Below are 25,532 nucleotides of genomic sequence, written 5' to 3'. Positions count from 1 at the left end.
AAGCGATTATGGATTTATATTTGCCAACATCTGGTCGACAGCCTGCCAAAGGCCCGAAAAAAAGCCAAGAAAACGCATAAAATGTACGATAAAATCCAGCCAGTCTATGGTATCGCGATTGTTGGAACAAACTACTTTAAAGACGACAGACCTGTCCATTCCTTTATCATCACCGATTCAGAAACCGGTCAGGCTTTACAGATGCCATTTGGTAAAAAAGAACAAGCACGAAACCCCTTCGAGATGGTCATTGTTGAGCTGAAAAAATTGCAAACGGGAGAAATGGCTAGGAAGCAACAACTTTGGATGGAATTCTTCTCTAACAAACAATTTAGCTCAAAACAAACCAGTGCCATCCAAAAGGCAGAATATCTATTGGATGTAAACAATTGGACACAGGAGGAACGAAAAATGATTGAAGTATGGAACCACCGAGCTGCTAGTTACTACGCTAACATGCAGGAGCGGTATGATGAAGGTGTTGAAGACGGATTTGAAAAAGGCATTGAACAAGGTATTGAACAAAAAACTCAAGAGGTGTTGAACTCTCTTCTTCAGGTTGGAATTTCTGATGAGAATATTGCCTTGGTGATGAAAATGCCTATTGAAAAAGTAAGGGAATTACGTAAGAGTTTAGTTTCTGAAGAAGGTACTGAATATGGAGTCTAAACTTGAATTGATTCACATGCACCGAGCAGCCAGTTACTATGCTAACATGCAGGAACAGTTTGAAGACGGATTTGAAAAAGGTATAGAACAAGGTATTGAAAAAGGCATTGAACAAGGCATAGAACAAGGTATTGATGCTGAAAAGATAGATACTTTGAAACGAATGCTGAAGGCGAATCTAACCGATGAAATGATTGCCATTGCTACTGAGTTTACCGTTGAACAGGTAGCAGCCTATCGAAGTCAATTCCAAATAGAAGAAGGTGCTGAGTATGGAGTCTAAACTTGAATTGATTCACATGCACCGAGCCGCTAGTTACTACGCTAACATGCAGGAACAGTTTGATGATGGATTTGAACAAGGTATGGATGCTGAAAAGATAGATACTTTGAAACGCATGATAAATGCGAATCTAACCGATGAAATGATTGCCATTGCTACTGAGTTTACCGTTGAACAGGTGGCAGCCTACCGCAGTCAATTCTAGTTAGAAAGTGGAACTGAATATAGGTTTTAAGGAAGTAAGGATATTGTAATGAGTATCTTTTGTCACTGGAAATGATTCTGGTGGCTTTTCTTTTGGTCCTAGCAAAAATTTTGGGTATCAAAAAACACCTGAAAGCATGTATTCAGGTGTTTAACTATGTTGACTCTTAACGAGTTGGTACATAGTTTAATTTGTCTTTGTTTGCAGCGACGAAGTCAGCAAGTTCAGATTCAGGGATTTCACGAAGATAAAGGTTAGCACGAATCGTCACATCGTCTTCACGACAGGTTGACAGAACAACGTACTTGTCTGATTCGCTGATTTGAACGGAGTCATTTTTTGTTACTGCACCTTCGCGGACAGCTGTCAACTGTTCAACGAACTGTTGGTTGTTGTCAAAGCTTGTACGGTAGAAGGCAGTGCTTTCATGAACGATAATCATGAAGGCTGCTTGGTAGTAATGAATTTTCTCAGGTGTACGAATCACCACGTATGGATGTTCGTTGAAGAAAGTCTGATCGTCATAGTAGTTGACATCGTTGAACATGCGACTGTCTGGAACTTTTGAACCACGTGCGTGACCAAAGAGCCATGTCAATTGATCTGAGAAGTCACTCTTGTTATCCATGTCCATGAACACTGTACCCATGAATGGATCTTCGCCAGAGCCGTCAAACAATTTTGAGAGGTAGGTCGAGTTATCAGTTGTTTGAACAACAGGCTCGTCCAAATTGGTACCAGGAGCATAAACATAAGCAATCGTGTCGCTGTTGATGGCCTTGAGTCCATCGAACTGCTCAGTTAAACTTTTCTTCTCTTCATCTGAGAGTTGGTAGGTTTGACCTGTAGATGAGCTTGACTGAACTGCAGAAGTTGGCTTGCTGCTAGTGACATTTGATGAGCTTCCACCGTTTAAAAGGAATAATCCACCAATGGCAATCCCTACGACAGCCAACAAGCTCAAGAGCGCTAAAATCAGTTTATTATTTTGTAATTTTTTCATTTTTCATATCACCTATAAAAATAAAGTTGCCTAAGAAGGCAACTTTATATTATTAAGCTTGAACTAATTATTTAGCTGCGCTTGTTTTTGGAAGTGTTTTAGCACCAGTAGTTGTTTTAGCTGCTGCTATAGTTTTAGCTGCTGCTTTACCGTTACCTGCTGCTGCACCGTTACCTGCTGCTGCACCGTTACCTGCTGCTGCTGCACCTGCTGCAGTTTCAGTTGCAACAGTTTCTTCAGCTTTTTTCTCTTCAGCTGGAGAGTAACCTTGCTCACCTGGGATGTTTTGTTGTTTACCTTGAAGGTATACATCATAGTGACCTTGTGTAGATGAAGGTGTAGTGTTTTCTGGTGCCCAAACACCAGCTTCGCCAGCTGCATTTGCTTTATTGAATGCTTCCTCTTCTGCTTTTTTTGCAGCTGCTTCAGCATCTGCTTTTGCTTTAGCTTCTAATTCTGCATCCCATTCAGCTCTTTCTGCTTTAACAATTGCTTTAGGATCAACAGTTTTAGCATCACCAGAACCAGAATTGTTAATAACACCTGGTGCATTTTCTGAAGCCCAACCAGAACCTTCCTTTGCAATTACAGCTGCTGCTGGTGCTGCTGCAGCAACCAAAGCTGCAACTGTAGCCAAAGTTACGAATGTTTTTTTCATGATAAAAAACTCCTTATGATTTTCTATATATAGTTTCTGCCTATGCAGATACTTAGATTATAAATTAACTTTTTATCTATGTCAACCCTTTTTTAAGATTTTTTTAAAAAAGTTTTTATATTAACTTCATTTTCTTGAAATATTGAAACTTTCTAGAAACATTTCATAAAATTTGCCTAATTTGGATTGATAGCTGGTCTAGATATAATCTTTCTTCTATAATATTGTTCATCATCTCCGATTAATTGATTTCTTCCAAAACAATTTTTTCTACTAGCTCTACAAATTGTCTCTCTTCAACCTCTGGGAAATAGTTGAGACAGTTGGCAGTCGCAAAGGCTGCTGCCTCTTTCAAGAAGATTTCAGGAGCTTGCCCTTGGCTGATCCCCTTAACTAGCAAGCCCAGGTAAAAATCTCCTGCCGCAATGGGATTGCGTGTTTCTTTCTTTGGCGACTGGATACGGAAGTAACGCTGGCCAATCTTAGCCAGACTGCCCTTGCTTCCCATGGTAATGATGATATTGTCATGCGGTGTTACTTCTTTTAGTATCCGCAAAATATCCTCTGGACTTTCCTCATCCAGCTCTGGATAGATGTCCTTGAGTTCTTCATTATTGATTTTGATCAAGGCTGGGCGAGCTTGATAAGCAGCACGTAAAGCTGGTCCACTGGTGTCCACTATGGTCAGAACCTCTGGGTATTTTTCAATAAACTGCTGAATGTAGTTGTCAGGCATGCCCTTCATGAGACTGCCTGAAAAGACTAGGATGTCGCCAGCCTGTAGGCTCTTTTCAATCTGTTGGGTGAATTGATTGAGCAGTTCCTCTGTCAGTTCAAAGCCTTTTTCATAGAAGAGCACCACATCACCTGTACTGGTTTCTACATAGATATTGCAGGTTTGAGTATTCTGGTCATTTCCAACCACCTGTAAATGATTTCCCTTTTGGACATTGAGGTCTTGGATGTAGCGACCAATCTGCCCACCCAAAATAGTATGAATGGTATAGTCGGTCACACCATTTTCACGGAGGGCATAGGCTACGTTGAAACTCTTGCCACCGGGGTAATCCCTGACCTCTGTCGGACGGAGGGGAATGTTCTTTTCAATCTTCTCCACAAGCAAGGTGCGATCTAGGGCTGGATTGGGACAAATCAAGTGAATCATGGTGGTCTCCTTTTTGGTTTTGTTTATATTATTATACTATATGTAAAGGAAAATAAAAAGATAACAATTCAATACAATCTGCCAATACTTGAACCATACAGACTAGGAACTTTAATATAGATGACAATTGAAAATATGTATCGTACTCTCATCAAGATAAATAAAAAAGCTGTCTCATTCTTTGAAACAGCAATCAATAGCTCATAAATAATTGACAAACAAAAGCATACTAAGGTATAATACAACCAAGAAAGTTGTGAAGGACATTCTTATATAACTCAAAACCCCCAGCCTGCCTTGCTGAGGGTTTTTCTTTTGCCCCTAGGGCTACTTGTCACGGTTATTTAACCAATACTCAAACAGTATAATAACAATACCGCTTGATGTAGCGACAAGAAAGGATGTGAAGGCATCCATATATAACTCACCTCCCTTCCATGTTGAGGGGGCAAGGCACATTATAACAAAAATCAAACCATTAAACAATCTAGTACCAATGGGTCTCCAAAGTAGTCACCCCCTAACCATAAAATAACATCATTTTAACATCGTGTGGCATTAAGAGGAGTTACACCTAATAACCTGCACTCTCTGTTCAGCCCTTCCACCTAAGGCTAGTTTTCCAGCTACTCTTCGTTAGTTTTTTCAAAATACAGTCAGTATTCCCTCAAAAAATCTGCCTTGATGAGTGCAAAACTGTCTCTTATCAAAAAAACACTTTACTTGTGAATACGGGTTCTAAAAAAATCGAGAAGCTTATCACTCCTCGATTATGTTTTATTTAATTTGCAAATACAGAAATACGTTCTTTGCTGTAACCACCTTTTTCAGCAATGTCAACTAGAGCCACTGCATAGTCAGCGTAGCTGATATAGCTTTCAGCTTGAGCATTGACTTGGAAGACCTCACCAGCGAGAGTATAGGCACCTGATTTAGGACCTTCCGCATCAAAATCAGCAGCCGGGCTGATATAGGTCCAGTTAATAGCTGTCGCCTGACGGTAGATAGCAAGACCTGCTCCCATAGCTTCAGCGATTGGTAGGTATTCCGAAGGGAAATCTGGTGTATCTTTCAGCATAGCAGTCTGGCTCTCGTCTAAATAAAGACTGCCTGCCCCACCAACCACCAAGAGACGAGTTGGACTATCAGCAAGAATGATTGCTAGATGCTCAGCCAATCGACTGTGACCTGGCAAGGTTTCTGGCGTCCAAGCACCAAAGGCATTGACCACCACATCAAATCCAGCCAAGTCTTCCTTGGTCAAATCCAAAGCGTCTTTTTGGATTACTTCTTGGGCCGCACTCTTGTTTTCAGAACGAACAATAGCCGTCACCTGATGACCACGCTCTACTGCTTCCTTGGCAATGGCTTGACCTGCTTGACCGTTGGCTGCGATAATTGCTAATTTCATATTGTATACCTCACTTATTTTGTTGTAATGTTTTTGTTTACAACAACAGTATAAACTTGTTTAGTTGTAATGTCAAGCGTTACAACTGAAAAAATTAAAAAAATCACCACAAAGATGATTTTTCTTGAAATATGGCTACAATTCTGCCAATAAATCAGCAATGGTCGTTTGTCCCAACTCTCTTTCCAAAGCGGACTGGGCATTTTCTAAACGACTATCTAGTAAAGGATGTATATTACGACCTACCTGACAGGCTGGATTGGGCTGCTCATGAAAGCCGAAGAGTTGGCCTTTTTCTCCAAACAACTCTACAGCCTGATAAACATGAAGGAGAGTAATCTGGTCCGGAGCCTGTGCCAAGCGGGCGCCCCCAACTCCACGCGCCACTTGAACCAAGCCTGCCTCTTTGAGCTGAGCCAGAATATTGCGGATAATGACAGGATTGACACCCACACTGCCTGCTATACTGGTGCTGGTCTGTTTTTCCTTTTCTCCCTCCAAGGCTAGCAAGACCAAAATATGACTGGCAATGGTAAATCTACTCGATATTTGCAATTTGATTATCTCCTTCCATGAAATTGGTAACGGTCACCCCTAATAAGCGGATCCCTTTTTCAGCCTGCCCAACCTCTTCAAATAGTTGCCGAACTTCTCTTTCAATCACGTCCACTTGATTTGTAGCATCCTCCAAACTATGCCGTTTTGTCAAGGTCGAAAAATCTCCATAGCGAACCTTCAAGACAATGGTCCTGCCCTTTTTTTCGTTTCTGACCAAACTAGCTTCAACCCGTTTGCAAAGACTAACCAGTTCTTTCATCACATCTTCATCACGATAAAGGAGCTTGCGGTAGGTTCTTTCCTTTCCGATAGACTTGCGCACTCGATTGGGTTTGACTGGACTATTTGAAATGCCCCTGGCCTTCCGATACAAATCATAGCCAAAACGGCCAAATGTATCAATCAAGGTCATCTCTGGCACATCCAACAAATCCTTCCCTGTAAAAACTCCCATCTCATGCAGACGTTCCACCGTTTTCTTACCGACACCGTGGAATTTGTCAACAGGCAGGGAAGCTAATACTTCAACAGCATCCTCTGGCAAAATCAAGGTCAAGCCGTGCGGTTTTTCCATATCGGAGGCAATTTTGGCTAGGAATTTATTATAAGAAACACCTGCAGAGGCTGTCAAATGGAGTTCATTCCAAATGTCGTATTGAATGAGTTTTGCGATTTTGACTGCTGACCCGATTCCCAGCTTATTTTCCGTCACATCCAGATAGGCCTCGTCAATGGACATGGGCTCCACTAGATCCGTATAGCGATGGAAAATTTCTCGAACCTGTCGCCCAACTTCCTGGTATTTTTCATAGTTCCCAGAAATGAAAATCGCCTGTGGACAACGTTCATAGGCCTCCTTGGAGGACATGGCCGAATGAATACCAAAGGCACGCGCCTCATAATTACAGGTAGACACGACTCCCCGACCGCCAGACAACCTCGGATCTGCCCCGATAATAACAGGTTTACCTTTTAAATCAGGATTATCTCTGACTTCAATGGCAGCAAAAAAAGCATCCATGTCTACATGAATAATTTTTCGAGATAAGTCATTAATCAGCGGAAAAATCAACATGGCTACTCCTTTCTGCCGAGTCGTCAATAGCACTATTATACATCAAATTGACAGAAGTGACAGTTTGTAAATCTCATTCATTATTCTACTCAGTAGAAAAGACCTGGTCGAACAAATTTTTTATTCGTGAAATTGTTAACAAATATTTTCTAATTCTTTACATTTTGCTTGAAAATATTTTCAATTTATTTTCAGGCATTTTTATCTTGTGGAAAGTGCTTACACATGATATAATGAATTATGTGAATAAAAAAACTATTTTGAAGGAGAACCCTCATGTCAACAAAAGTAAAAACTAAAAATGTTACTGAAGACATTTTCGCCCAGGCCTGGGAAGGCTTCAAAGGTACAGACTGGCAAGATAAAGCAAGTGTCACTCGCTTCGTTCAAGCCAACTATACGCCTTACGATGGAGATGAAAGTTTCCTTGCTGGCCCAACTGAGCGTTCGCTCCATATCAAGAAAATCATTGAAGAAACAAAAGCTGGCTACGAAGACACTCGCTTCCCAATGGACGTAGATCGTGCTACCTCTATCGCTGACATCCCAGCAGGTTTCATTGATAAAGAAAACGAACTCATCTTTGGTATCCAAAACGATGAGCTCTTCAAACTCAATTTCATGCCACGTGGTGGTATTCGTATGGCTGAAACAACGCTTATCGAGAACGGCTATACTCCAGACCCACTTCTTCATGAAATCTATACAAAACACGCTACAACTGTAAACGACGGTATCTTCCGTGCCTACACAGCTGACATCCGCCGTGCTCGCCACTCACACCACGTTTCTGGTCTTCCAGATGCTTACTCACGTGGCCGTATCATCGGTATGTATGCTCGTTTGGCACTTTACGGAGCTGACTACTTGATGGAAGAAAAAGTCGCTGACTGGAATGCGATTACTGAAATCGATGAAGAGTCAATCCGTCTTCGTGAAGAAATCAACATGCAGTACCAAGCTCTTCAACAAGTTGTTCGCTTGGGTGATATGTACGGTGTTGATGTGCGTAAGCCTGCGATGAATACCAAAGAAGCAATTCAATGGACAAACATCGCCTTCATGGCAGTCTGCCGTGTTATCAACGGTGCGGCAACTTCTCTTGGTCGTGTGCCAATCGTTCTTGATATCTACGCAGAACGTGACTTGGCTCGTGGTACATTTACTGAATCAGAAATCCAAGAATTTGTTGATGACTTCGTATTGAAACTTCGTACAGTGAAATTCGCTCGTACAAAAGCCTTCGACGAAATCTACTCTGGTGACCCAACATTCTTGACAACATCTATGGCAGGTATGGGTAACGATGGTCGTCACCGTGTTACCAAGATGGACTACCGTTTCTTGAACACACTTGACAACATCGGTAACTCTCCAGAGCCAAACTTGACAGTTCTTTGGTCTGACCAACTTCCATACGCTTTCCGTCGCTACTGTATGGCAATGAGCCACAAACACTCTTCTATCCAATATGAAGGTGTAACAACAATGGCCAAAGACGGTTATGGTGAAATGAGCTGTATCTCTTGCTGTGTGTCTCCACTTGACCCAGAAAGCGAAGACAAACGCCACAATATCCAGTACTTCGGTGCGCGTGTTAACGTTTTGAAAGCCCTTCTTTCAAGCTGGAACAACGGTTACGATGATGTTCACAAAGACTATAAAGTATTTGACGGCGTTGAGCCAAACACTTCTGAAATCTTTGACTACGACCAAGTTATCGCAAACTTTGAAAAAGCCCTTGACTGGTTGACAGATACTTATGTAGATGCCATGAACATCATCCACTTCATGACAGACAAGTACAACTACGAAGCAGTTCAAATGGCCTTCTTGCCAACTCACCTTCGTGCAAACATGGGATTCGGTATCTGTGGTTTTGCCAATACTGTTGACTCCTTGTCAGCTATCAAGTATGCACAGGTTAAACCAATCCGTGACGAAGATGGCTTCATCTACGACTACGAGGTAACAGGTGACTTCCCACGTTACGGTGAAGATGATGACCGTGTAGACGACATCGCTAAATGGCTCATGGAAGCATTCTATACTCGTCTTGCTAACAAGAAACTTTACAAGAATGCAGAAGCTGCAGTTTCTATCTTGACCATCACTTCAAACGTTGCTTACTCTAAACAAACTGGTAACTCACCTGTTCACCGTGGTGTATTCCTCAACGAAGATGGCTCAGTTAACACTTCTAAAGTGGAATTCTTCCCACCAGGTGCTAACCCAACTTCTAAATCACGTGGTGGTTGGTTGCAAAACTTGAACACCCTTTCTAAGCTCAACTTCAACCATGCCAACGACGGTATCTCATTGACTACTCAGGTTTCTCCAAAAGCACTTGGTAAGACCTTCGATGAGCAAGTATCAAACTTGGTAACCATCCTTGACGGTTACTTCGAGCAAGGTGGTCAGCACGTTAACTTGAACGTTATGGACTTGAACGACGTTTACGAGAAAATCATGGCTGGTGAGGATGTTATCGTTCGTATCTCTGGATACTGCGTAAACACCAAGTACCTCACTAAAGAACAAAAAACTGAATTGACACAACGTGTCTTCCACGAAGTTCTTTCAATGGATGACCACGCTGCAGAAGTTTCAGGCCAAGCTTAATTTTGCTGATAAGAAACTCTAAAGGACTCATTGTTGAGTCCTTTTTTGCTGTATCAAAAAACCTCCCACATTTGCGGAAGGATAGCGAGCGAACGGAAGGATGCGCCGCAGATTTTCGGAAGGATACAGAACCAGTTCATAAAAAATCCCCTCCCGAAATTCGGTTCGAGGGGGATGGGAGGTATCACACTGAATCAATTATGAAATCTACAAATTCTTATATCGTTTCATTCCGTCTTTTAGCAAGAGCCATGATTTGAATCGCTGTTGCAATAATGAGGATACCAAGTAAGTTTAGGTTGTTACTTTCTAGTCCAGTTTTGGGTAAAACTTTACTTGTAACTTTTGCTTTATTTGCCTGGCTGATTCCTTTGGTGGATTTGTTCATAGAAGAATTGGTAGCTTGTGAGTTAGCATTTGCGCTTGTAGTCACTTTGCTTGTTTGCTGTTGACCTTGCTCATTCGCATTTTTATTGCTTCCCACTTGAGTAGAGGAATTTGTTGTTTGATTCTTATTATTTTCAGTTGATTTAGCTGAAGTGGAACCACTAGATGATTGTGGAGTAGTTGTATTACTAGGTACCTCACTTTGTGAGCCTGTATTCTTTAAATCTGTAGAATGATTTGAATCTGTTTTTGGTTCTGTAGCATTATTTTCCGTCAAGAAGGTGACATCAAACTCCTTCATCCAAGCTAGAACCTTTTGTTTATGATTCTCTATTTCATCCAAATTTGACCACTTATTCCCTGCCAAGTGCAGGGCTTCTATGAGATAAAAATCTTTTGGATAAATAAACTTAATCCATGTTTCATGGCGTATACTGGAGGATAGCTCATTGATTTTATCAATTCTACTATTATATTCCTCCACTAATTCATGTTCAACTTGAATGCTTTTCTCTTCAAGGTGAAGGGCTTGATCTAGAATCACTTGATTTTTCAAAAATTCTTCTTCAGTAGCCGAATAATAGATGTTCCAGACCTGTGTCATGACATCAATATTTCTTTTTTGAACCGTCTCTTTAGTAGCTACAAAGTCTTCTGATGTAGAAACTGTAGCCGAACTTTTCGGACTTGATGGGGTTTCATTGCTTACTTCTGCAGTTTGACCTGGGATTCTGAAAGTGGTCGTCCCATCTCCACCTAGACTTTTTTCTAATTCATTAATTTTAATTAGTGCCTTACTTATTTCCTGTAACTTTTTATAAAAGAACTGCCAATTCAGTTGATTATTATCAATAATGGATTTGATTTCTTCAACTGTTTTTGCGTTCTCCAAATCTGACTGGGATACTGTAAGGTAGTTCCAATCAGCAGTCGAATCAATATGTGGCAAGGCTTGGATTTTTGTAGTATATTGTTGACTAAGTTCCTCCAACTCCTGCTTTGCTTTTTCAAGTTCAGAACGTTCAAGCTGTGTGCCAAGTATGCGCGTTTCAAATTTTTGGATTTTGGCAAGTATGGATTCCTTATCTGACCAAATGATTTGTTGCAATGATGTCGATATGTCGCGGACCATTTCATCAGCAAATGCTTCAAACTCAGTCTTTCTTTCTCCCTCATCCTGGGCATTGAACAATCTAAGCACACGATTGTATTCACCTTGTACTTCTAAAACATCTTTTATTTTAGGGATATAATTTTGAAGATGTTGCAAAATAAACTGCTTATTTCGAATGAGTTCGTTGTCGTCTTTTATATACTGATTCAACAACCCCTCAAGCTGATAGCTATAGATATCTGATAAGGTCAGTTTGGCTTCATCAAAACCATATCGAATAGCGCTTGGCAAATTAGATTCTGGACGCTGATGGCTATAAAGGGCTACAAAACTATCTTCGCGATGTAATCCATTTTCTTTATATAGTCTATTTGCCTGAGTACGGATCTCTTCAATTAAATCCATTCGAAAACTTTCTCGTTGGATGTTTTGAATCACAGTATCAACATCAGCATAGGCTTGAATTTGACCTTCTTTTGTCAGACTAACACGTTTAAAGAATACCTGATCTGCACCTGTACCACCAGCTAAAGCATGTAATTTTTCAAGGACTGTATCTTTCAGAACAACGAGAGCCTGTTCACTTGATTGAGTTTCTATCGTTTCTTCAGCAAGGACAGGATTCGCCATCTCTCCAGAAAAACTAGCGGTAACAATACCAAAGCTTGTTAATATCAGTACGATATTACTTATTACAACCATTCGCTTATTCATATGAAACTCCTTTGATGTGATAACTATATTATACATTTATATTTAGAGTTTGTAAACTTGTTATATTAATCGCAATTTATTTCTTGAAACCTATCATATGGAAAATGAATTAGAAACAGCATACAATTAAGTTTATCATTTGAGAGCTCCAAAGCTATTTTGGGAGTGGGCTACTACACTGTTTGTCCTTTTCTTCATTCAAACACTAAAAACCAGCATCCTATTCGATACTGGTTTATCATCTTAGTTATTGTAAATATATGTAATTTCTCCAGCGGTATCCGTTGGATAGAACCAGCCACGGAAATTATCCACCCACTGTTGGCCACGGTAGTTGGCTTCAAGGACTTGGATTTGCCCTTCTTCGTTGACAGCTGTCACATAGGCAACGTGCCCTAAATCACCATCGTTCCAGGAAATAATAGCACCGACTTCTGGCACTGTTCCTGTACGGAATCCATCATGCGCCGCATTGGCTCCCCAGGATGCAGCATCGCCCCACCAGTCGCCTGCCCAAGGAGCAACTTTTTGTACACCCCATGTACATTGACCAACAGGGTAATTGATACCTGGCTCGTATTCATAGCCTGGCAAATAGTAACTATCAGTAGCTGAAGCTGTTGCTTGACTCCAAATAGTTTCTGTCAAATTTAAAATTTGTCCTGGCTGTAGTTGAGAGTCTAGTGTCAACTGATTTTGTGTAAGCAATGCGTAGATGTCTAATGAAAATGCATCTGCTATACCATAAAGGGAATCTCCTGGCTGTACTACATACTCAGCTTGATTGGCACTTGCTTCGACAACTACCTCTTCTTGGCTGTTCAAACCGGGAATAGTCAATGACTGACCAGGAGTAATCACGCCTAGAATATCCATGCCATTGGCTTCCGCAAGCTGATAGGGATCGACACCATATTGGTCAGCAATGGAATAAATGTAGTCACCTTCAACAACGAGATGACTGTCTGCTGCAATGCTACTTGTCACCGAAAAACTAAGAGCCAGACTAGCTACAAGTACACTTAATTTGCTACGATACTTTTTCATAAACACCTCCTAAACATACTTTTATTTTATCAGGATTTTCTTTTAATAACTATGTCAAAATCATTACAAATCTGAAACTATCGCGTTTCTTATTCAAGGCATCAAATAATTTGATAGGGTGGAAAATGTATTGCCATTTCGAATGGTGACCTGCTTGTAAAAAGGGGACTTTGCCAACTGCTTGTGATAGGCTGTTTGTAGATAACTACTCTCAGAGTATTTTCCCCAATAAATAGCATGCTCGGAGAGATGTAGAACTTCATCACCTAGATGCAAGGACTGAATATAGTCCACCATAGCCTGCTTATCCAATCCTTCGGTGAAAAAGAGAACATCCTTTCTCGCCAATTCTTCTTGCCACCAAGCTGGGAGCTGTGCTACTTCTGTCGCATAGTCCCTTGCACTCAAAAGTGAAAAAGCTTCAACAAATGGATAGTGGCTGGCAAAGAAATCTCGAAAGTCCGCCTCTATCTCCTCTTTCTTCTTTTTTGCATCAAAGAAAAGATTGCCACTATTAATGTAGGTCTCAACATTATCATAACCCAAATTTTCCACTGCTTGACGCAATTCAGCCATCACGATTTTGTTACGACCACCAACATTGATTCCTCTCAGTAGAAGAACATATCTCATTCCACCTCTTCCTCCAAGACTTGGCGAATCAAGGCCATGACCTGGTTTCGATCCAGCTTCCACTGGGCTCGCTCATCCTTGTCAAAGGTTCGGTTGGAGAGAAAAATCGCAGCCTTCTGCAAGGGACGATTGTACATGATAAAGGTCCCTGTATAGCCCGTATGGGACAACCAGTCCCCCCTTTTATCCCAGGCCAGCGACCGCTTGCGCTTGTCATCAAAGCCGTAGTCCTGGGTCAAATCTACCGCAAAGTCCGCTGTCAGATAATGATCCAAGAAGATTTCCAAATCCCTGACCGTCGAAAAGAGACCCGCACTACCCGCATGGACACCCAAGACACGCGCCTTAGGATCGTGCACCACACCTGCTTTTACACCACGCACCGTCGGCACCGCCTGACTGACTGGCCCATAAGAGGTTTGGGACATGCCAAAGGGCTCTAGAACGTCTCGTCTGATTAGCTGATCCAGACTAGCTCCACCCAGTTCTTCCAGCAAAAAGCCTAGCAAGAGAAAATTGATATCAGTATAGAAAAAGTCCCTGTTCTCCGTCACATTAATCTTCAAAATCGCTTCTTTTAATTGGTCGGCATCCAGACTATCTCGATTGGGAATAAAAGGATCAATACCACTAGTATGGGTCAATAATTGCCGAATGGTAACCTGACTATCCGCAAAAGCTGGATAATAAGACTGCAAGGTCCTATCTAGCTCCAAAGCTCCGCTATTAACCAAAAAAGTCGCAAGAGTGCCTACTCCAACCACCTTTGATACTGAGGCCAAGTCATAGGTCAAACCCGCCTCAACTGGCGTATGGCCATCCTGGGTCCCTAGATAGTACTCTTGCCATCGCCCCTTAGAAAAAAGAGCCAGACTGGCACCAGGATAGACTCCCTGCTCAATCTGCTCTGAAATCTTGTCTAAAATTGCTTGTCTCATTTTTCAAACCACAATTCAATGCCGCTTGGGTCAACCGTTTGGATAAAGGTTTCTTTCTTATCTTTAAAGAAGGGACCTTCCAATTGACTTTCCAAGTTTGCCCAGTCAAAATCCTGCTCAATAGGGAAACGCAAGCTATCCAAATCCCAAACCTGTTCTGCTGGAGTGACTAAATCATCACCTTCTGCCCCTACAAAACGTAAAAAATCCTGGTTAGGTAGAATAGCCTCATAAAAATCCTGACTGACACTTGCTTGTGGGGTATTGATCCAAACAGACTCCACCGCAAAAGCAGTCAAACCTGAAAAATCAGCTTGACCAGTAAAATGCACGGGCGGAAGAATAGCAGTCAACTCCTCAACAGCTTGTTCCGCATGAAGCAAGAAGCTATCTCCCTCTGGAGAGAGGGCCTCAAAACCAAAACCATTTTTCCCTTTGTAGAGCTTGGTGAAAACAGTTCCTCGAGCTAGCAAGGCCTCAATTTCCCTGGCTTCTTCTACTTTAATGACAATTTTATTTAATTTTTTAAGTCCCTTAACAGCACGGGTACGATTGCCCGGCGATTCCATCAACACCAATTTTGTTGCTGGACTAGTTCTATCCCCAAAATCAGCAAATGGTCCATCTTCTAATTGTACTTTCATTCCTAGTTGTTCTTCTAGGAAGGCTTGATTGAGCCCGCGATTATTCACTCTTAAAACGGGTACAATCTCATCATTTTTTCTCAACACGATAATTCTTCTTTCTCAATAATACTAGAATATTGTATAAAAAAAAACACTATTTTACAACTAATTATACTGTCAATTTCTACATAGATATACGAATATTCTTTTGACAAATCTTAGACAAAGCCACTTTTATCCGATATAATAGTTACTATAGATTATGCACAGAAAAAGAGGAAAAAAGATGCGTTTTAACCAATTTTCTTTCATTCCAGAAGAACAAGCCCTTGCTCTGGCAGAGTTAAAAGCCCTTAGTTTTGAACTACAGACCGATTTTAGTCCCAAGAAGAATCTAGAAGTCTTTGTCAGAAAGTGCCATTTCCTGACAGCCAACACCGACTTTGCCCTATCAAACATGATTGCAGACTGGGATACCGACCTGTTGACCTTCTTCCAATCTGACCGTGAGTTGACTGACCTGATTTTCTACCAAGTCGCCTTTCAGTTGCTGGGTTTCGTGCCTGGTGTGGATTATACAGATGTCATGGACTTCGTGGAGAAAAGCAATTTCCCGATTGTCTATGGGGACATCATTGACAACCTCTACCAGCTCCTCAATACCCGCACCAAGTCCGGAAACACCTTGATTGACCAGCTGGTCAGCGATGATTTCATTCCAGAAGATAACCACTACCACTTCTTCAACGGTAAATCTCTAGCGACCTTTTCAACCAAAAACCTCATTCGAGAGGTAGTCTATGTCGAAACGCCTGTCGATACGGCTGGGACTGGCCAGACTGATATTGTCAAGCTGTCTATTCTCCGTCCTCACTTTGACGGGAAAGTCCCTGCGGTCATTACAAACAGTCCTTATCATCAAGGAGTTAACGATGTAGCCAGCGATAAGGCCCTGCATAAGATGGAAGGGGAGTTGGCGGAAAAACCAGCTGGCACCATTGAGGTCAATCAGACCAGCATCACCAAGCTAGACTTGGACCAGCGAGAGCTACCCGTCAGCCTTGCCACCGAAAAACTGGGCCACATGACTTCATACTCCCTCAATGACTACTTCCTCGCTCGTGGCTTTGCCAGCCTCCATGTGTCTGGGGTCGGCACTCTGGGTTCGACGGGCTACATGACATCTGGCGACTACCAGCAGGTAGAAGGCTATAAAGCGGTGATTGACTGGCTGAACGGTCGCACCAAGGCCTACACAGACCACACTCGCTCACTTGAGGTCAAGGCTAATTGGGCCAATGGTAAGGTGGCGACGACGGGACTGTCTTATCTAGGGACCATGTCCAATGCCTTGGCAACAACTGGCGTGGACGGATTGGAAGTCGTCATCGCAGAAGCGGGGATTTCCTCTTGGTATGACTACTACCGTGAAAACGGGCTGGTAACCAGCCCTGGTGGCTATCCAGGCGAGGATCTGGACAGCTTGACAGCCCTGACCTACTCGAAAAGCCTGCAAGCAGGGGACTTCCTCCGTAGCAAAGAAGCCTACGAAAAAGGACTGGCTGCAGAACGAGCTGCTCTGGACCGCACTAGCGGTGACTACAACCAATACTGGCAGGACCGCAATTATCTGCTCCACGCTGATAAGGTCAAGTGTGAAGTCGTCTTTACCCATGGCTCACAGGACTGGAATGTCAAGCCAATCCATGTCTGGAATATGTTCCATGCCCTGCCAAGTCACATCAAAAAGCACCTCTTCTTCCACAACGGTGCCCACGTTTATATGAACAACTGGCAGTCTATCGACTTCCGCGAGTCTATGAATGCCCTGCTCAGCCAAAAACTGCTGGGCTACGAGAACAACTACCAACTGCCAACGGTCATCTGTCAGGACAACAGCGGTGAGCAAACCTGGACGACCTTAGAAACCTTTGGCGGTGAGAACGAGGCTGTCTTGCCACTGGGAACTGGAAGCCAGACCATCTCCAATCACTATGCCCAAGAAGATTTTGACCGCTACGGCAAGGCCTATCCATCCTTCCACCAAGACCTCTATACAGGCAAGGCCAATCAAATCAGCATGGAACTGCCAATAACGGAGGATCTCCTGATTAACGGACAGGTCACGCTGAAACTCCGCGTATCTTCTAGTGTAGCCAAGGGCCTCTTATCTGCTCAGCTATTGGACAAGGGAAATAAAAAACGCCTAGCCCCAATCCCAACGCCGAAAACACGGTTAAGTCTGGACAACGGCCGCTACCATGCCCAAGAAAATCTGGTGGAGTTGCCTTATGTGGAGATGCCGCAACGCTTGGTGACCAAGGGCTTTATGAACCTGCAGAACCGCACCGACCTAATGACTGTCGAGGAAGTGGTGCCAGACCAGTGGATGGACCTGAGCTGGAAACTGCAGCCGACCATTTATCAGCTGAAAAAAGGCGATGTCTTGGAGCTGATTCTCTACACCACCGACTTTGAGTGCACCATTCGGGACAATAGCGACTGGACCATTTCGATTGATTTGGAGCAGTCAACCATCCATATCCCAAGCCTATAAGACAAGAAAACGAGCTGCATTTGCAACTCGTTTTCTTATTTATAATTCTTCAAAATTCTGGTAAAGATAGTCTAACTCTTGAATTTCTTTGGCTAGCTTAGAACCGATTGTAGTGGATTTTACCAATATCCGATGATGCACCTCCTCTACTAATCGTTGAGCAGAAATAATCTCTCCTCCCCCAGCCAAGACTGTATCAACACCTGTAAAGGGCCTGTGGGCAACCAGTTGTAATCCATAGCTGTTGGAAACCAATGTGTAGCCAGCTAAGCCTGTCTTGGCCTGATAGCCTTTTGCAAAGCCGCCATCAATCACCAACATCTGTCCATCTGCTTTTATGGGACTTTCCCCGATTTTCTCACGCACAGGTGTATGTCCATTGATAATACGACCGTCAGCAGTTAAACCGAACTCCTCTAAAATCAGTTGACAAATATCCTTTTGATTGCGCAAGCGATAATAGGCATTCTTCTCCTCAAAGTGGGTCGTTTTATCAGAAATATAATATCGCTCAAAGGTCGTCATCGCTTTTTTTCCAAACAAAGAGGAACTTTCTCCCACCCAGAGGTACCAAAAGAGGTCTGTCTCACGATCATCCTGAATTTCTGGATTCTTATACGCCCTTCTAATGGATGCTTCATAAAAATCGAGCAAGGCCTTACCTGCATAAGCCATTCCATCTATTCTTAACGACTTGAAATCTCCATTTTCGTGTAGAGGTAAGCAGCCATGAAAGAGCAAATTCTGATTGTAGACCAGGTACATGCTACCTTTTTCAAATAAAAAATCAACATGGCGGCGTAATTTTTCAGACTGCTGAAAACTGTGATTTAACTGTTGCAGAAGCGCTACTTCCTCCAAGCTGAGCTGGGTTGGTTCTTGTTGATCAATGGTTTCTGTGGTTAGACCATCCAATGGATACTCTACTCCGTTCAAACAAATGGTATTCGTAACAAAATCTACCTGACTCAAGAGTTTTCGATGGTTCAATTTAAACTCTGGTCTGCGTTCGATTAACTGTTCTTCCAATTTAAATTGCAATAGTGCTGTTGCCTGCTGCAATTGATTTAATAGGACTGACTCTGCTTGACTTAATTCTTCCCCATCTAAAACTGGTTCAAAAGCTTGTTGATAGGAAAAATATTTTTGACTATAAGCGATTAAGGGACGCAAGTTAATCCCGTATCGTTCTTCCAATAATTCTAAATTATTATAGCGAGCAGCAATCCGAATCACATTAACTAAACAGACAAGTGAGCCCGAAATTGCCCCCATCCAAGTTATGTCATGATTGCCCCACTGAATATCAACCGATTGATGTTGAAGAAGGGTATCTAATATTCGATCAGGATCTTTACCACGATCATAGATATCCCCAACCACATGTAAATGGTCCACATTGAGTCGCTGAATCAACAGTGATAAGGCCTCTACTAACTCTTCCAATTGATCTAATTGAGCGACTTTGGCTAAAATAGCGGTAACATATTTTTGCTTTGCAGCCCTATTTTCACTCTCTGCCAGCAATTCTTCGATAATATAAGCAAATTCTTTTGGCATCGCCTTTCTAACTTTGGAACGACTGTATTTTTCACCTAAAAATCGGGTAAATTCCAACATCAAAGGAAGGATAGCTAACAGACGAGTCTCTAGACCACTTTCGCCGAACTGGCTTACATCCCTCTCCATCTTTTCTTTTGGATATAGAATATATAAGGAGAGTTCCTCCAATACCCTTTTATCATCTTGCTCCGCCGCAAAACAATCATTGATCTTATGTTTTATAAGACCTGCTCCACTTCTCAATAAATAGTCAAATGCCTCAAATTCACCATGCAAATCACTGACGAAATATTCAGTCCCCTTAGGGAGATGCTGAATAGCTTCTAAATTGATGAGCTCTGTCATAACGGCTGATTTAGTTGGAAACTTTTCTTTGAGTAAACGATAATATCTGTCCATTTCTTCTCCTTCCAAGCCAAAATAGAAAGCGGTTACTCATTTAGTCTAACTAAATTTTCCTCCGATTGCAAGTAAAGAAAACGAGCTGCGACTGCAACTCGTTTTTGACTGCCTATTTTTCTAATGGATGGATAATCACACCCTGCACCACACGGTTGACGGTGCCTGTTGGGGATGGTGTATCTGGTAGATTCTTGCATTTGACAGCTGCCATGATAGATACTGTTTGGGCAAAGATGATGTAAGGGAAGGTCAAGAAGACATCTGGTAAATCTGCTCCGCCTTCTGCCAAGACAAAATTAGCTGCCTCTGTACCTGCTAGCTTATCAGCCGACAAGGCAACAATCCGCTCTGCTATGCCATCACCATGCACCTCATTGAGCAAGTCCACATCGTACTGGCGAGTATAAGCATCGTTTGATGCAAGGAGGAAAATCAAGGTCTTTTCATTGATGAATGATTTTGGTCCATGACGGAAGCCCAGTGGGGACTCGTACATGGTCGCAATCTTACCTGCCGTCAATTCCAAAATCTTGAGCTGTGCTTCGTGGGCTACACCATAGAAGCCACCTGAACCCAAGTAAATCACTCGTTCAAAATCAAGGTCAATCAATTCTTGTACATAATCCTCGCGGTCTAAGACATCTTGACCTAGACGGGCAATGGTCTCAACCCAAGCAGCTTTTTCTTCTTGACTGGCTGGAGAGAATACGAGGAGGGCTGTCAGAGCCATACAGCTATAAGAGCCTGTCATGGCAAATCCTTTGTCATTTGAACCAGCCGGTTGCAAGAGCAGGAGATTTTCCACATCCCCCTCAGCCGCAAGTGCCAACTTGCCCTCTGATGCACAGGTAATGGTCACTTGGTAAAGCTGGTCAACCAATTGCTTAGCTACTTCTACCGCTGCGACGCTTTCTGGGGAGTTACCTGAACGAGCAAAGGATACCAAAACTGTTGGGACATCCGCCTGTAAATAATCGTGTGGACGACCAACCAATTCAACCGTACCAATGGCAGAAAAACGAATGTGTTTCAAGTCATTAACTTGGTTGAGGTAGTTGGCAATACTTTGACCAACGAAGTCTGAAGTCCCTGCACCTGTGAAAATCACATGAACAAAGTCATGCTTGTCCTTGATGGCTGTTAGGAAGGCTTCAATCTTCTCCAACTGGTCAAGATATAGTTGATGAGCCTCTTTCCACAAGCCAGGCTGTTGGTAAATCTCAGTCGCTGTGATAAAGGCTCCCAATTTTTCTAATTCTTCTTTTGCTAAACGGAACATAGCTCCTCCTTGTTTTCTGGTTATAACCAGTTTTCTTTTATTATACAAGAAAGTGCTTACAAAGTCAAATTAAAATAGATTGATATATGTAATTTCGTGGCAATACCATCCCTTATCAATCTCGTAAATGTATCCCGTTTTCCGACAATATTCTTTTTAATTCCTCATCACCTTCAGGAGCTAGGTCTGCAATCTTTTGAAAATGTTCCTTCGGGGCGTATATCAACAATAATCGATGCACTCCTCCCTCTGGCCTGCGTGCATATTCAGCAATCTTACTATAAATTTTATCTACTGTATCATAAATCATACATTTCTCCTTTTAACACGCATATACTCGCACCACTAACTTTCAATTGAGTCTATTCCTCTAGAAAAACTTTGTCATCTGAGTATGCTTCTATTTGGTCTTTAAAGTCAAGAGAACATTCAACAACTTCTTCGTCATCAGAACAATATTCCATTGGGTCTTCAAAGTCATGGAACCATTCACCATCTTCTTCATCATCAGAATATGCTTCTATTGGACCATAAAAGTCATGGAACCATTCAGCATTTTCTTCGTGATATATTTCTTTTATGGAATGATGTATTACCTTACCTGACTGAACATTATAGCTCGTATCGATAGTAGCTTCTAAATAACCCTCATTGTACGGCCACTCATCCTCGAAATAATCAAATGACAAACTAAAGGAATATTCTTTTAAAACTGGATTGATTTCCTGAAGACTGTCAATCAATATTTTAATCGTTTCCTTAAAATCTCTTCTACCAGTACGGTCAAACTCACATCTTACCGAAACAGAATCAGCACGCTCACTAATCTGTTCTGGATTCTTCGAATCATCAAAAATAGATAGATAATTTTGAGAAATACTGCCACTCTTCGTTTCAATCTCTCGAAATCTATCTACAGTAGTTAAAATTTCTTTAAATACATCTATAGAAGGACTTGTAATTGTGACACTTCCGTAACTATGTGGATATGTTCCCATTTCTTTACCTCTCTTTATAAACTTGAACCACTTTTTCCAATACATCAATTTTCAGATATGAGAGTCAGATAGAAATATCGCTATTCCTTTCTAACCCTTTTTGACACAATCATTATAACAAAAGAGATAAACACCACAAGTATAAATAGAAAGAAAAAATATTTTTTTGTTTCTATATGGAGAGACACCTAAGTCTACACGTGTCGGAGTGAGGGGAACAGAATAAAACAATCTTCCTACAAAATATGTGAGAAGAATGTTTGAATTCTATAACTTATAAACTGAATGTAAACAGCTTACAGTCTATACCATTCCATCAGCTCAGAAGATAATATTTCATACAGGGCACTGATACAACTGATTTAATCAAACCGACAAAAATCCAAAATTTAATGTTATAATAGATTCATAAGATTTTTTTAGGAGAATAATTATTATGATGAACATGCAAAACATGATGCGCCAGGCTCAGAAGCTTCAAAAGCAAATGGAAAAGAGCCAGGCTGAGTTGGCAGCTACTCAGTTTACTGGTAGCTCCGTACAGGATTTGGTTACGGCTACTTTTACAGGAGATAAGAAATTGGTTTCTATCGATTTCAAGCCTGAGGTTGTAGATGCTGATGATCTTGAAACCTTGCAGGACATGACCATACAAGCAGTCAATGATGCTCTTGCAAAAGTTGACGATGCCACTCAGAAGAAACTTGGTGCCTTTGCAGGTAAATTACCATTTTAAGACAGAAAAGACGCGATTGGGCCAGGCCCTCGCGTCTTTGTTTATTCAAAATTATAGAGTAAGGACTGCAACTGCAAGAGATAGTGGTCAGAATATCGATGATCCGTTTGCAATTCCTCCAGCAATTGCTTTAACTCTGTCATATTGTCTGTGATAATGCCGTCCACCTGTAATAAAACCATCTGCGTCATGGTATCCGTATCGTTGGGTGTCCAAGCGTAAACGAACTTCCCTTTTAGCCAAGACTTGACCATAAAGTTCTGGTCTAAGGAGGTAAATTCCATGGTATAACCATCTGCGACGGTTGTCGGATAGATCGAGTTGAAAGGTAAGATAAAAAAGGAGACTAGATTTTTACTGTATTCTTTGACTTGGATAATGGTTCTATAGTCCAAGGACTGAATTTGGTGACCCTTAGCAAGGAGACGTTGGCCATATTTCTTCAGGAAATTTTTGGTCAACTGTGGCGAGTCGGCGTTTGTCACCTTAATTTCCACCAATAATTTTTGCCCTAGCTCATCCGCCTTATCCAGATAAGCATCAAAAGAAGGGACAGGAGCTGTCATGCCGTTTTCGGATGCAGTCATGGCCGTCAACTCTGCTAGACTATAATCATGTGTACCTCCGGGATTGCCCGTCAAAGCCGTCAGGTCTGTATCGTGCATGACCACAAACTGGCCGTCCTTGGTTTCCTGAATATCCATCTCGATATAATCTGGCTGGAGCTGAGAGGTTTTCTCCAAGGCCTCGATAGAGTTCTGCACCGCATTTCCATTGTCAACACCACGGTGGGAGATGGTCACAGGCAGGTTCTCATAAGGATAGTAAAGCGTCATGGCTCCCTGAACGCCAAAGACCAGACTGGAGACTCCTAGAATGGCTAGGCGCAGACGATGACGCAGGCGTTTCCGTCGATAGGAAGGCAATCTCTTGCCGGTCAATAGGCTGACAAATCCTAGCATAAAGAGGGCAACTATCCCATAATAAGACAGTTTTAATACGATATAGGAGAAGACCGCTAGTCCAAAGGAGAGTTGGGGGAAGGGGTTCTCTAGGAGCAATTGCAGAGCATAGAGCAAGATCCCAATCACCGCAAAAAGGAGGACTGGAGAGGTCACTAGCCAGAAGAGCCGCAAAAGGGAAGTCATTTGCTGGCGCCCCTTGGTTCTCTCCCAAGAATAGGCGATGGATTCTTTAACGCTACGGTGTTCAAAATAAATCTTTGGAAGAGCGTACATGAAGCGGGCTGCCAGCCAAAAGAAGAGGAAAACCGAAAGAAAAATCAAGATGGCTAGCCACAAGGTGTTAGAAAAATAATCAATTAGAAACTGTGGAACAACAATCTTATTGAAGTAGTAAATATTTAAAATCCGTCGTAAGAACGGAAGGAGAATGACCGAATAAAAGAGCAGAAAGAGGACCTTTGGAAGGCTACTATGGCGGATAATCGCCAGCATGCTATCTCGGACATCCCGTAAATAATCTGGCAAATGCTTGACCCGTTCATCCAAGAGCTGCCAAACACCCGTAAAGAGCAAGGCGAGTTCTAAGTAGGCGATGGCGATATTGGCAAAAAAGAGTAAGATAAATAAACCCGTCACCAACAAGTTCTCTGTAAATACCGCAAAGAGATTAGTCGGTGAGAGATAGGCATGGTCCGTCATAGCCAGCAAACTCTCCGAAAGCCAGGAATTAAGTGGTATCCAGACAAATTCCATAAAGGCAAAGAGAGTGAAAAAGAGCAGTAAAATCTTATCTAAATTATAATAAACTTTCTGAAATGTACGTCGTATCCTTTTCATACACCTAGTTTCCCATATTCCACTAGGAATTGCAAGCCTTCATCAAATATGCTAGACTAGAAAAATAAAGGAGGTTCTCATGATTAGAATTGCACCGATGACTGATACTCAATGAAAATTAAAAATAGCCTAGGAAACGAAGCCGACGATAGAACTGGGGTTCATCAAGGCAAGTTGACAACGGATAATTTTAATTTTCGAAGAGTATGAAGATTATTTGTATACACTTTGGAAAATTGGCCACCGTCAAGCCGCACCTCGCTGGAAGGAGTTTGCGGCACCCTATTTTGATGACTACCAGGCCTGTGCCACTTTTGAAGATTTTCAAGCATTGGAACTTTACCAGTGGCTACAAAAAGATTGTGTCAGAGCAATCCTAGTGGATTAGCTACCTATCGGCTTTGTGGGCTATTATCGTCATTTAGTTTTTCTTTTATTACTTCGTTAACTCGCCTTGCCTAACTCCAGTTATGCCTGCGGCTCGTTGCCTAGTACTAAAAGTAAACTAAAAGACTATACTGGGAGTGCCAGCCAACACGCTGGCTCGAAATAGGGATTGAAATCTATGACGATAAGGTCTGGGGTAAAGGATATGGCACAGCTGCTCTCCAACTCTGGATTGATGCCATTTTCCAGCAATTTGCAGAATTAGAACACATCGGGCTCACCACCTGGTCTGGGAACAAGGGCATGATGAGAACTGCAGAAAAATTAGGTATGACCAAGGAAGCCCAAATCCGCAAGGTCCGTTACTGGCAAGGACATTATCACGATTCAGTCAAATATGGTATTTTAAGAGAAGAATGGTTAGAGCATAAGAAAAAATCAAGTTCCTAAGAGCTTGATTTTTTAGGCTCTTTGTCAACTGTAGTGGGTAGATGAAAAGCTAACACCTAGAGAGGACGAAATTGGTTCTCTCTTTCTTTATGTTCAAGGCAATCAAAATCCGTTTTCTAAAGTTTTCAAAGTTCCTAAAACCAAAGGCATTTCTTTTAATGACTTTGATGAGATTATTGGTAGCTTCCAGTTTGGCGTTGGAATAAGGCAATTCCATAGCGTTTAAAACCTTGTCTTTATCCTTTAGAAA

The 25,532-nt window shown here is 42.0% G+C and carries 24 protein-coding genes and 1 pseudogene; 8 read left to right on the top strand and 17 right to left on the bottom strand.

Going from position 1 to position 25,532, the window contains the following annotated elements; translation table 11 throughout:
* The 3 genes from C1E99_RS04230 to C1E99_RS04220 form a co-directional block, all read left to right on the top strand.
* The coding region (locus tag C1E99_RS04230; protein ID WP_153060158.1) for an Rpn family recombination-promoting nuclease/putative transposase at positions 1–669 on the top strand (669 nt) is incomplete at its 5' end.
* On the top strand, positions 659–952 hold the full coding sequence (locus C1E99_RS04225; RefSeq protein ID WP_202863388.1) for a hypothetical protein: 294 nt from the start codon (positions 659–661) through the stop codon (positions 950–952). The genes C1E99_RS04230 and C1E99_RS04225, both read left to right, overlap by 11 nt.
* A complete protein-coding gene (locus C1E99_RS04220; protein ID WP_105206687.1) occupies positions 942–1,157 on the top strand; it encodes a hypothetical protein in 216 nt (71 codons plus the stop codon). Before C1E99_RS04225 ends, C1E99_RS04220 begins: the two co-directional genes overlap by 11 nt.
* A gap of 166 nt (positions 1,158–1,323) precedes the next feature.
* On the opposite strand, the gene srtB is transcribed toward C1E99_RS04220, so the two are convergent.
* The 6 genes from srtB to dinB all read right to left on the bottom strand — a co-directional run bounded on the left by srtB (position 1,324) and on the right by dinB (position 7,027).
* Positions 1,324–2,160: a class B sortase, LPKTxAVK-specific gene (srtB, locus tag C1E99_RS04215; RefSeq protein WP_105206686.1), complete on the bottom strand. Its 837-nt coding sequence runs from the start codon at positions 2,158–2,160 to the stop codon at positions 1,324–1,326.
* A 67-nt stretch (positions 2,161–2,227) separates the two neighbouring features.
* Entirely contained in the window at positions 2,228–2,818 is a 591-nt protein-coding gene (locus C1E99_RS04210; protein ID WP_105206685.1) for a hypothetical protein, read from the bottom strand.
* A 241-nt stretch (positions 2,819–3,059) separates the two neighbouring features.
* Positions 3,060–3,983 carry a 1-phosphofructokinase family hexose kinase gene (locus tag C1E99_RS04205; RefSeq protein ID WP_105206684.1) on the bottom strand — a complete coding sequence of 308 codons (924 nt, stop codon included), beginning with the start codon at positions 3,981–3,983 and terminating at the stop codon, positions 3,060–3,062.
* 781 nt (positions 3,984–4,764) lie between these two features.
* The gene (locus C1E99_RS04200) at positions 4,765–5,394 is read right to left on the bottom strand and encodes an NAD(P)-dependent oxidoreductase (RefSeq protein WP_105206683.1); all 630 of its coding nucleotides are present in this window, start codon (positions 5,392–5,394) and stop codon (positions 4,765–4,767) included.
* Between the two features lie 135 nt (positions 5,395–5,529).
* Entirely contained in the window at positions 5,530–5,949 is a 420-nt protein-coding gene (locus tag C1E99_RS04195) for an Rrf2 family transcriptional regulator (protein WP_105108109.1), read from the bottom strand.
* Positions 5,933–7,027 carry a DNA polymerase IV gene (dinB, locus tag C1E99_RS04190; protein WP_105206682.1) on the bottom strand — a complete coding sequence of 365 codons (1,095 nt, stop codon included), beginning with the start codon at positions 7,025–7,027 and terminating at the stop codon, positions 5,933–5,935. Before dinB ends, C1E99_RS04195 begins: the two co-directional genes overlap by 17 nt.
* A 276-nt stretch (positions 7,028–7,303) precedes the next feature.
* On the opposite strand from dinB, the gene pflB reads away from it, so the two are divergent.
* The gene (gene pflB, locus C1E99_RS04185; protein WP_105206681.1) at positions 7,304–9,649 is read left to right on the top strand and encodes a formate C-acetyltransferase; all 2,346 of its coding nucleotides are present in this window, start codon (positions 7,304–7,306) and stop codon (positions 9,647–9,649) included.
* Positions 9,650–9,866: 217 nt separating this feature from the next.
* On the opposite strand, the gene C1E99_RS04180 is transcribed toward pflB, so the two are convergent.
* The 5 genes from C1E99_RS04180 to C1E99_RS04160 form a co-directional block, all read right to left on the bottom strand.
* The gene (locus C1E99_RS04180; protein WP_105206680.1) at positions 9,867–11,864 is read right to left on the bottom strand and encodes a hypothetical protein; all 1,998 of its coding nucleotides are present in this window, start codon (positions 11,862–11,864) and stop codon (positions 9,867–9,869) included.
* A 243-nt stretch (positions 11,865–12,107) separates the two neighbouring features.
* On the bottom strand, positions 12,108–12,911 hold the full coding sequence (locus C1E99_RS04175) for a COG3942 and LysM peptidoglycan-binding domain-containing protein (protein ID WP_105206679.1): 804 nt from the start codon (positions 12,909–12,911) through the stop codon (positions 12,108–12,110).
* 93 nt (positions 12,912–13,004) lie between these two features.
* The gene (locus C1E99_RS04170) at positions 13,005–13,544 is read right to left on the bottom strand and encodes a DUF1697 domain-containing protein (RefSeq protein WP_105145647.1); all 540 of its coding nucleotides are present in this window, start codon (positions 13,542–13,544) and stop codon (positions 13,005–13,007) included.
* Positions 13,541–14,482, bottom strand: coding sequence for a serine hydrolase domain-containing protein (locus C1E99_RS04165; RefSeq protein WP_105206678.1), 942 nt, complete (start codon positions 14,480–14,482; stop codon positions 13,541–13,543). The genes C1E99_RS04170 and C1E99_RS04165 overlap by 4 nt, the downstream gene beginning before the upstream one ends.
* Positions 14,479–15,213 carry a CppA N-terminal domain-containing protein gene (locus tag C1E99_RS04160; protein ID WP_105206677.1) on the bottom strand — a complete coding sequence of 245 codons (735 nt, stop codon included), beginning with the start codon at positions 15,211–15,213 and terminating at the stop codon, positions 14,479–14,481. Before C1E99_RS04160 ends, C1E99_RS04165 begins: the two co-directional genes overlap by 4 nt.
* 181 nt (positions 15,214–15,394) lie before the next feature.
* Between C1E99_RS04160 and C1E99_RS04155 the strand changes: the two genes are divergently transcribed.
* Complete coding sequence (locus C1E99_RS04155; RefSeq protein ID WP_105206676.1) at positions 15,395–17,665, top strand: Xaa-Pro dipeptidyl-peptidase; 2,271 nt, start codon at positions 15,395–15,397, stop codon at positions 17,663–17,665.
* A gap of 39 nt (positions 17,666–17,704) precedes the next feature.
* Here the strand turns inward: C1E99_RS04155 and C1E99_RS04150 are convergent, their stop codons facing one another.
* From C1E99_RS04150 to C1E99_RS04135, 4 genes are all read right to left on the bottom strand, one after another.
* On the bottom strand, positions 17,705–19,627 hold the full coding sequence (locus C1E99_RS04150; RefSeq protein ID WP_105206675.1) for a fructose-1,6-bisphosphatase: 1,923 nt from the start codon (positions 19,625–19,627) through the stop codon (positions 17,705–17,707).
* A gap of 112 nt (positions 19,628–19,739) precedes the next feature.
* On the bottom strand, positions 19,740–20,909 hold the full coding sequence (locus C1E99_RS04145; protein ID WP_105206674.1) for an SIS domain-containing protein: 1,170 nt from the start codon (positions 20,907–20,909) through the stop codon (positions 19,740–19,742).
* A 115-nt stretch (positions 20,910–21,024) separates the two neighbouring features.
* Positions 21,025–21,219: a hypothetical protein gene (locus C1E99_RS04140; RefSeq protein WP_105206673.1), complete on the bottom strand. Its 195-nt coding sequence runs from the start codon at positions 21,217–21,219 to the stop codon at positions 21,025–21,027.
* A gap of 52 nt (positions 21,220–21,271) precedes the next feature.
* Positions 21,272–21,907, bottom strand: coding sequence for a hypothetical protein (locus C1E99_RS04135; protein WP_153060157.1), 636 nt, complete (start codon positions 21,905–21,907; stop codon positions 21,272–21,274).
* A 436-nt stretch (positions 21,908–22,343) separates the two neighbouring features.
* On the opposite strand from C1E99_RS04135, the gene C1E99_RS04130 reads away from it, so the two are divergent.
* Positions 22,344–22,643, top strand: coding sequence for a YbaB/EbfC family nucleoid-associated protein (locus tag C1E99_RS04130; RefSeq protein ID WP_105106846.1), 300 nt, complete (start codon positions 22,344–22,346; stop codon positions 22,641–22,643).
* Between the two features lie 41 nt (positions 22,644–22,684).
* On the opposite strand, the gene C1E99_RS04125 is transcribed toward C1E99_RS04130, so the two are convergent.
* Positions 22,685–24,445, bottom strand: a complete 1,761-nt coding sequence (locus C1E99_RS04125; RefSeq protein WP_105206671.1) for a glycerophosphodiester phosphodiesterase — start codon at positions 24,443–24,445, stop codon at positions 22,685–22,687.
* Between the two features lie 217 nt (positions 24,446–24,662).
* Between C1E99_RS04125 and C1E99_RS04120 the strand changes: the two genes are divergently transcribed.
* Positions 24,663–24,833, top strand: coding sequence for a hypothetical protein (locus C1E99_RS04120; RefSeq protein WP_238146205.1), 171 nt, complete (start codon positions 24,663–24,665; stop codon positions 24,831–24,833).
* A 128-nt stretch (positions 24,834–24,961) separates the two neighbouring features.
* Positions 24,962–25,282, top strand: a pseudogene (locus C1E99_RS04115) (GNAT family N-acetyltransferase); the annotation flags it as partial.
* A 49-nt stretch (positions 25,283–25,331) separates the two neighbouring features.
* Here C1E99_RS04115 and C1E99_RS04110 read toward each other — a convergent pair.
* On the bottom strand, positions 25,332–25,532 hold a 201-nt coding region (locus C1E99_RS04110), incomplete at its 5' end, for a transposase (protein ID WP_161943210.1).

It is taken from the genome of Streptococcus suis, from assembly GCF_002964045.1.
Taxonomy (GTDB): domain Bacteria; phylum Bacillota; class Bacilli; order Lactobacillales; family Streptococcaceae; genus Streptococcus; species Streptococcus suis_U.
This window is presented reverse-complemented; position numbering and strand designations above follow the sequence as displayed.